Source organism: Ruegeria sp. CH6, from assembly GCF_056537005.1.
The window spans coordinates 1-7,898 of sequence record NZ_JBQFQS010000034.1; the positions used below are offsets into that span (position 1 = coordinate 1).

Sequence of the window (7,898 nt, forward strand, 5' to 3'; positions counted from 1 at the left end):
CTGTTCGTCTGAAAATCTGCGTTTCATAGTCCATCCTTTGCTTGGACGGATTACTAGCACCTAAATGGCCTGATTTCAGGGGGCTGGGTCAGGTGCTTTAGTAGGTCAATTGGATCAGTTGCACATGTTTGGTTGTGATCTTGAGACCGAACTTCCCTCCATCTTCCGGGAGAATCCGCCATATGGTTTCTAACCCTATGGGCGGAGCGGGGGCTTTGACGAGCAGATGAATTTTAGTCGTTACGCCACCTCTTGAGTGACCGAAACCCCTTTAGCGGACGCCCCTTTTGTGTCGGCTGCCTGATGTATGACATGGATCACGGTGCTGCCGATCTTTTGCAGAGCGTCCGGCGCTGCTGCGCTTTGGATTAAGGGATCCATATTATCTTCCCTGAGCTCGGCCAATGTACATCTTCGGAACTGACAGTAGACGTTCAACCGTTTATCTAACTCTTCCGGTAAACTAGGCCATGGTACTCTAGTCCAGGCCACCCATATGCCGCAACTAATCGCGTATTACTATGCCCTAGGGTTCAACTGTTAACTCGGAGGACTTATTCCTGAGCCATTCCGCAATATTTGGACAGGTTTTGGTGTAGCTTAAGCTACTCTCTGCTCCTGCTGATCGGTTTGGGTTTCGTCTTCACTCCGCGAATAGATCACAGCTGGTGGTTTGCCGGCCATGGCGAAATGGGGGCGTTTTCAGCTTTAGAACACGATCCACTTTCCGACGCCTTCTTATGCCTCTGATCCGGTTTCTCAAGCATGCAAGTGGACGCACTCAAATTTCAAGGATCGCCACAGCCACTCGACGAAGATGTTGTCGAGAAACCAGCCCTTACTCTCCCCTCAAGATGCGCACGCCCGATCTGCGCAGCCGGTTTGTCCAGGCGAATGACGTGAACTGCGAGCCTTGGTCGGTGTTCATGATCTCAGGCAGGCCGAACTTGCGGATCGCCTTGTTCAGTGCTTCGACGCAGAAGTCAGCCTCCAGCGTGTTTGAGCGACGCCAAGCGAGTACCTTGCGGGTGTGCCAGTCTATAATTGCCACCAGATACAAGTACCCCTTACGTATTGGCATATAGGTGATGTCTGCGGGCCAGACTGATTGAGCCGGGTCACCCGTATTCCACGCAACAAGTAGGCGTAGGTATTGTGCCCTTTTGCCGCCTTACTGGTTTTGGGTTTGTGGTAGAACTGCATGAGGTCCATCAGCCGCATGCTTGTCGCAGAGCGGTGCGTCTTGATATGGGTCACGTCGATCATCAACGTATCCGTTTCGTTACCCTGATCTGCCAATTCCAACAGCATCAGTGCGAAGATGCCTTTCTCGCTCCACCGCTTCCATCGGCTGTACAGCGTCTTTGGTGGACCGTATTCAAAGGGCCCATCCCGCCAGCAAAACCCATTCCGATTGATGAAAATTGCCCACTCAGGACACGCCTATCATCCACTCGTGGCTTCCCGTGCGACTTGGAAAGAACAGTTCAAGCTTGGGCAATTGTTTGTCGTTTAGCCAATAAAGCTAGCTGATTTCACCGCTCCGTTTCCGGAACCGTGACGCATACTAAGCGACCAATACCAATGCATCATGAACCTTGGCAGCCTACTCGATCTGCAATCTCGGGATTCGAATTGATTGGGCTCGTCGGTCCATTTTACTCTAACTTCCATGTATAAAGCCGACTAAGTAAAAAGTTCCATATGGCTCCAACCAGAGCTCCTAGAGTACTCGCCAACGCCCAAAGTTGAGTGTCAGTGTGAACACTTACAGCGGTTATATAATTGATCGCCGCACTCATACTGCAGATGATGTAAAAGTTGAGCAACCCTGCGAAGAAAGCGGCACCAGCGAGAGATTGGTCACGGTAGGTCAGCAGGTTGTTGAAGATAAAGTTTGTAGTCATCGCCGCGGCGATGCCGGCGATTTGAGCGGAAGCGAAGTTTAAACCGGCGATATCGATCATGAGTTTGACGGTCAAGAGCTGCACTGCTACACCCGTTGTGCCGATTAAACAGAACAAAATAAAGCGGATGGGCAGAATTCCGCCAGTAAGGTGAGACACAATCAACGCCAATAATTCTATTGTGATTGCAGAATCCATTTTGCTTTCGCCATTCTGACGAACGCGGAATTCGTAGCCTACTTCCTCAACTTGCCAGCCGTTGCGGGTCGTCGCAAGCATGTCGGTTAAGATTTTGAAACCCTGGGATTGCAGTTTTGTAGCCATTGCGATGAAAGATGACCGCCGGACCATAAAAAATCCGCTCATCGGGTCTGTTACGCGCAGACCGAGAGCAAGGCGGGTCAGCCAGCCAAATGCTTCACTGCCGAGTTTTCTAATCCTGGACAGACCTGACCCGGTTGAGCCGCCATCAGTATGACGGCTGCCAATTACTAGATCAAGATCTTCTTTTGCATTAAGCCGTTGAAGCATATCAGTGAGAATAGTCTCATCGTGTTGAAGATCACCGTCTATAACGGCGACAAAAGGAGCAGAGGCGGTGAGGATCCCCTCGATGCAGGCCCCTGACAGACCCCTGCGTCCAACTCGGGAAAGGAGACGCACTGAGGGGTTGTTTTCGGCTGAATGATGTACTGCTTCTGCAGTGTTGTCTGGCGAATTGTCGTCAACAAACAGAATTTCATGCGGAACATCGGCAAGAACGGCCTCAAGCCGATCTACTATCAAATGAACGTTGTCCCGTTCATTGAAAGTGGGCACAACCACAGATACCAGTGGGGTGCTGAGTGGGGTTTGATCAACCGGGTATTCAGATTGCAGCGACCTGATTGAAGCGTTCATATGGACTGAGTCTTTCGGTTTAGTGAGGAATAAAAATTTTGTCGCGCCCGACTGATATGGTTGAGTCTGCTAAAAACAACCCCACTACTGTGAAGGCATACTCAGTTTGGGCCGCTTAGAGAACTTAGTAGAGATATTTCTTCGAAAAACCTTTGCGTTAACAATACATATTTGTAAGGAAAGGAATGAGCAGGGTGAATCGCCCCGCGTTTACCCGAGAGTAAAACCTTTCGAAGGTAAGCCTTATTACGCAGAGGATTCATGCCCTGCCAACATGACTGAATTTCGCGAAAGCGGTGTCCGGATTTTCCGCGAGAACTGGCCAGAATACACCGGCGATAACGCGGCTTACCGGAAGATTACTCCAAAGCCTGAGTCCTCCCCCTACAGCCTGCGTGCTTGGTGCCAGCAAGCTGGTTTGACGACCGTTGGAGTAAGATCGAATCTAGGATCTCGAGCGCGAGATTCGGGAGTTGCGGCCGCGAATGAGATTTCGAAGAAAGCATCCGCTTATTTTTCCGAAGCGGAGCTCGACCGCCCATTCAAACGAAGACCGCTTTCATTGCGATCACAGATGGCTCGGTCGCAACTGCCATTGAAGTGCGAGAAGGAAATACATGTGGGTTGACTATCCTACCAGTTGGACAAACTGCTGAAACTGGGGGAGACGGGGCGTGAATTGACCTTTGCGGATCATGCTGACTAATTCGCTTCCAGCTAGGGCAGACGCAGTTGAATCGAAAGCCTCAAAACTCGACATGGGCCTGATCTGGCGCTTGATGAATCGATGGTCTTGTTCAATAATGTTGTTGAGATACGTCTGTCTCACCATCTTTATCGGTATCGGGTAACCAAAGCCTTTCAGCATCTTGTTAACGACGTTGATACCTGCTGGGTTGGCGCCACTTTTGTCTATCACTATTTTTCTTGGCGGTCCATTTACCTCTAGCGCGCGTGCGAAGAGCTTCGTTGCAGTAGTTTTGTTCCGGCGTCTGAATAGTATAGAGTCGAGGGTCGTGCCGTATTTTTCGATGGCCCGATAGAAATAAACCCACTCACCTTTCACTTTCACATAGGTCTCATCCATGCGCCATGAACGATCGGCAGGACGCTTTTTGTGTGACCTGTTCCCCTTAGAGGCCGCTAATTTAGATTAGCTGTGCTTCTGGAAGTGTCGCCGCTTAGGGCTAGATTTTCCACCTTTTGATCACACAGACGGGCTGGATGCGTCTTGCAATTTCATGAGCGCTGCTGGAACGTTATTCCCAATGGCGCTGTGTGGTCTTTCTTCGTTGTAGTCTCTAAGCCAAGCCTCCAACTTTTCGGCTGTATCTGCAAGGCCCATGAACCAATGTGCGTTCAGACATTCTGATCGGAGTTTGTTGTTGAACGCCTCGAAGTAAGCATTGTCAGTGGGTTTTCCTGGCCTCGAGAAGTCCAGGGTGATACCCCGCTGGTAGGCCCAAAGGTCCATGTCCCGAGAGACAAATTCGCTGCCATTATAAACCCTGATTGTCTTGGGATAACCGGTTTTGCGGCAAATGCGGTCCAAAGTCGACACGATATCTTCGCCTTTGTAGCTGAATCTGGCGTCCAGCACAGGAACGTAGCGGGAGAATGTGTCGATGACTGTCAGGATGCGTATCTTGCGACCTGTGGCCAGCTGATCATGCACGACGTCCATTGCCTAAACATCATTCGGATTCACGGCCTCTTTGCGGTCTTCACGAAGCTTTTCCTTCACACGGCGTTTTGGGTTTTATTGTGCAACTGCATACCCAACTCCTTGTAAACACGATACGCCTTCTTCGCGTTGATCTCCCAACCCTACCGGAGCAGAAGCACATGGACGCGCCGGTAGCCAACCGCACACGAGTCTCACAAATCTCCTTGATCCGCTGTTCCAACGCGACCTGGTCGCGTCGACGAAACTTGTACCGATATGTCCGCGGATCGAACCGGATAAGCCCGCAGGCCCTCCGGATCGATACCCGCCAATCAGCTCTGATCTCGTCGACCAGCGTTCTCTTGCGAGCAGGCCTCAGAGCTTTCGTTTGATGACATCCTGAAGTATCTCTTTGTCCAGCGACAAGTCGCGACGATCTTATTCAGCCGCCTGTTCTCGTCTTCCAACTCACGCAGCTTCTTCATGTCCGTCGGCAACATCCCGGCATACTTCTTCTTCCAATTGAAGTATGTGGCCTGGCTGATCCCGGCCTTCCAAAAGATCTCAGCAAAAGGTGTTCTTTCTTCGCCTTGCTTGATGATGAACGCCTTTTGCGCGTCCGTAAATTTGGATGCTTTCATCGCCATCCGCTCCTCTCACAGCCTAGGGAAATCTGGCGGAAAGCTCTATCCATAAACGAGGACCTTTTCTGGGATCACAGCAAAGGCAATGTGTCAGGGGCACAATTCAGGGTCAACTACTCCGGCAACCGGAGTCAACCGATAGGTCATCAAAACCGTTTCGCGCTGAGTTCTGGTGACAAACTTTGACGGTCTGGCGGTCCTGAATTTGGCGATCAGGGGGCTTGTTTCGACCGTCTCACTCCGGGCCCGTTCAACCAGTAGCGCGCTCGCGGCACAAAGGTACGGTTCTGGTTTGTCTCGAAATCCATAACGTTCACGTTGCAGAATGCTGTGTACGCCCATATCGGGGAACTGATGGGCCAGCATTGCTGTTGTTGCGTAATCGGTTGTGATGATCCATCTACTTTCGGCGTGTTTTAGGGCGGATTCGATCTCCGTCCGGGTGTCAGCCCAGCCCCGCGTCTGGTTCGGGGGGGTGTCCGCATTGCCGAGTGGGAACCAGGGGTTGAAACCTATTCCGATACAGATCGCGCTGAGGGCTATTCCGGTGGCCAGCGTTGCACCGACCCAGTGTCTTGTGTTTTTCAACCCAGCCAGGCCGAGAACCGCGGCCAAGGCGATATTTCCCTGCAAGGGTGTCAACCAGTTGACCTGGACCTGCGTGTGGGTAGAATAGTTCAGGAAATACAATAAAAATGGGGCAGCTGTCCAGAACGTCAGCGCATGGATATTCCGCTGGATCACGCTCCTGGACGCGAAAAAAGCAACCAGAGGTGTGGGAAGAAAAAACAACCCTGCGAGGTATTCGGTTAAAGTACTTGCCTGGAAATCCCCGTGCTCTAGTCTTGCAAACTGACGTTCAAATCCAAGCCAGTCATTCTGATAGTTCCAGATGAAATAGGGGGCAAGCGGTAAGATCGCGGTAATAATAGCCATGTAAGGCAATGCCGTAGCAAGAAATGAGCGTCCCTTGCTAGTAAAAGCCAGATAGCACAGCAGACCAATGGCCAAAAACACATTGGTCAGCTTAGAAAGTCCGCCGAATCCAAGCAGCAATCCTGTGGCGATCCACCAAATGGCGCTGTGCGCACAGAACTGTGGCGGACAGTTGATTGCGTGGATTGCGGCCCAGATGGTTGCCGTCCAGAATAGGACCGAAGGGGCATCCGGCGTCGCAAAGGTACCAATGACCAGAACAAGAATGCTGATGTTGAAAAAGGCCGCCGCCAGAGCCGCCGTGTCGGACCTACCGGTCAAATGAAACGCAGACGCACCAACAAGATAAGCTGACAGCCCAAAGCCGAGAACCGGAAAGAAACGGATGCCGAATGCTGTCTCTCCAAAGATCTCGGTTCCTAGGCGGATCAGGTATGCGATCATCGGGGGGTGATCGAAATACCCCCATTCCAGATCCCGAGCCCAAAGCGCGTAATATGCCTCATCATCGAAAAGCGGTATCGAGGCTGCCAGCGCCAGGTGGCAAAGGACGAAAAAGACTGAGACATAGAGCGCATTGAATTTCATAGCGGTACCTTTCAGGCTGAATTGGTTGCCCAGGCTACGTAAACTTCAAACGTCGCCGGTCCGTTTGGTCAACCGAAGCAAGGGGACTGCGAGTGAAATCAAGTTTAACAAGCACAAAACTTGCTGAAATCGTATTCTCGATTGATCGGAACGGTTAAATTCCAGATGCAGACCGGGTCACGATGTTTATCCCTAAGTCAAAGCCGCGTATGCAACTTGGTGCTGAAACTCAATTTTGAGGCATTTTTACTAGTACTATCATATGCCGGAGCACAGCGCGGTCTGCTGTGGCCCGGTTTCCGGATCCGTTTCTGAACGACATGCGCGGCAGAACTTCATTGCAATCGATCATTTTGTACTTGATAACCGCAGCGACATGACCAACTGTCACCAGCATTAAGACAACGGCCGAAATCTGGTGAATGCTTCCGTCAATTCCTCCATACCGATTGCTCACGAGTTTTCCAATGTTGAGAATAACTTGGTCATGAGAATGCCACACCAGCGGACCTGATGGCCACCCAATTCAACCTTGGACCAGCCAGCCATTTCCACAATTAAGGATAGTGCCGGACCTCGCCGATTGCCGGGTTATTCTTCATCGTCCATTACGCCCTGCAGCACCTCAGTCAACTATGCGACCTCATCTGCGGGAATATCAGCCGTTGCGCGGGCGACACGCGGATCAGATCGATCGACAAGTGCGTCAAACTGCTCCCGACACATCACCACAAAGCGCGATGTTCCATGGTCAGACAGGCTTACCGGGCCACGGGCAGCTGCAGCCCATACATCGCCTGCACGCCGATTGATGGACGTCTTGGGAAACTATTCGGTGATCTTCAGGCCAGCTATGTGAACATTTTCATTAGGTGATATAAGGAAATTACGTAGTTTACGTAACAAGTTCAATGGATAGACTGCCTGCCTTCACCTTAACGCGTGAAGCTGCATCAATCATCCTGATAGAGCGTGAGCAGTACCGAAAGGTGGTAGGGTTGCCCGCCATCGGTCAATTACTGCATTGTGAAATAACACCAAGAGAAGGGTTTGTGTGGTGCGTTCTTATATTGAAACGCATGAGGCGCGGGGCTGTAAGTTGGGATAAACTCGAAGAATATCTCTCCTAACCTGCCGAGATTGCCAAGATCAATGACAGCCTAATTTGTAGTGGTTCCGATGTGATCTGACAGCTGGCCGTTTTTCTGGCGGGTTCTGTCAGGTCAAGTTTGGTTCAGGAACTTTTCCTTCCAGATT

General features: G+C 51.1%; 3 protein-coding genes and 4 pseudogenes. All 7 read right to left on the reverse strand.

From position 1 onward, the window contains the following. Positions 1–240: 240 nt before the first annotated feature. Complete coding sequence (locus ACR0CW_RS22845) at positions 241–381, reverse strand: hypothetical protein (protein ID WP_480789555.1); 141 nt, start codon at positions 379–381, stop codon at positions 241–243. A 457-nt stretch (positions 382–838) separates the two neighbouring features. Then, a pseudogene (locus tag ACR0CW_RS22850) lies at positions 839–1,099 on the reverse strand (DDE-type integrase/transposase/recombinase); the annotation flags it as partial. 116 nt (positions 1,100–1,215) lie between these two features. After that, positions 1,216–1,501 (reverse strand): annotated as a pseudogene (locus ACR0CW_RS22855) (transposase); the annotation flags it as partial. Between the two features lie 157 nt (positions 1,502–1,658). After that, positions 1,659–2,807 carry a glycosyltransferase gene (locus ACR0CW_RS22860; protein ID WP_480789556.1) on the reverse strand — a complete coding sequence of 383 codons (1,149 nt, stop codon included), beginning with the start codon at positions 2,805–2,807 and terminating at the stop codon, positions 1,659–1,661. A gap of 628 nt (positions 2,808–3,435) precedes the next feature. Continuing rightward, positions 3,436–3,930, reverse strand: a pseudogene (locus ACR0CW_RS22865) (IS6 family transposase); the annotation flags it as partial. Positions 3,931–4,014: 84 nt separating this feature from the next. Further along, positions 4,015–5,114: pseudogene (locus ACR0CW_RS22870) on the reverse strand (IS3 family transposase). Between the two features lie 93 nt (positions 5,115–5,207). Beyond that, positions 5,208–6,641 (reverse strand): ArnT family glycosyltransferase, encoded by a 1,434-nt coding sequence (locus ACR0CW_RS22875; protein ID WP_480789557.1) that lies wholly within the window; start codon positions 6,639–6,641, stop codon positions 5,208–5,210. Between the last annotated feature and the right edge of the window lie 1,257 nt (positions 6,642–7,898).